The sequence below is a fragment of the Streptomyces minutiscleroticus genome (genome assembly GCF_014650875.1).
Taxonomy (GTDB): Bacteria; Actinomycetota; Actinomycetes; order Streptomycetales; family Streptomycetaceae; genus Streptomyces; species Streptomyces minutiscleroticus.
The window spans coordinates 1-551 of sequence record NZ_BMVU01000276.1; the positions used below are offsets into that span (position 1 = coordinate 1).

At 74.4% G+C, this 551-nt stretch carries 1 protein-coding gene; it reads left to right on the forward strand.

Going from position 1 to position 551, the window contains the following annotated elements; genetic code table 11:
- On the forward strand, window positions 1-551 hold a 551-nt coding region (locus tag IE271_RS41460), incomplete at both ends, for an ATP-binding cassette domain-containing protein (RefSeq protein ID WP_190195542.1).

Below are 551 nucleotides of genomic sequence, written 5' to 3' on the forward strand. Positions count from 1 at the left end.
CCCGAACCGCTCGCACCGCGGGACACCGGCGTCCGCTTCGAGGGGGTGACCTTCGCCCACGCGGGTGCGAAGCCGATCTTCCAGGGCCTCGACCTGGACGTGCCCGCCGGCGCCCGGATCGGTCTGGTCGGCAGGTCCGGCGGCGGCAAGACCACCCTCACCCGGCTCCTGCTGCGCATGGCGGACATCGACGCCGGGCGCGTCCTGATCGGCGGTCAGGACATCAGCCGGCTGCGCCAGGCCGACCTGCGCTCACTGATCGCCTACGTCCCGCAGGACCCCGCGATGTTCCACCGCAGCCTGCGCGACAACATCGCCTTCGCCCGGCCCGGCGCCAGTGACGAGGAGATCCACGCCGCGGCCGCGGCCGCGCACGTCACCGCGTTCGCCGGCCAGCTCCCCGACGGCTTCGACACCCTGGTGGGGGAGCGGGGGGTGAAACTGTCGGGCGGCCAGCGCCAGCGGGTCGCCCTGGCCCGGGCCCTGCTGCGCGACGCCCCGATCCTGCTGCTCGACGAGGCCACCAGCGCGCTGGACTCGGAGAGCGAACT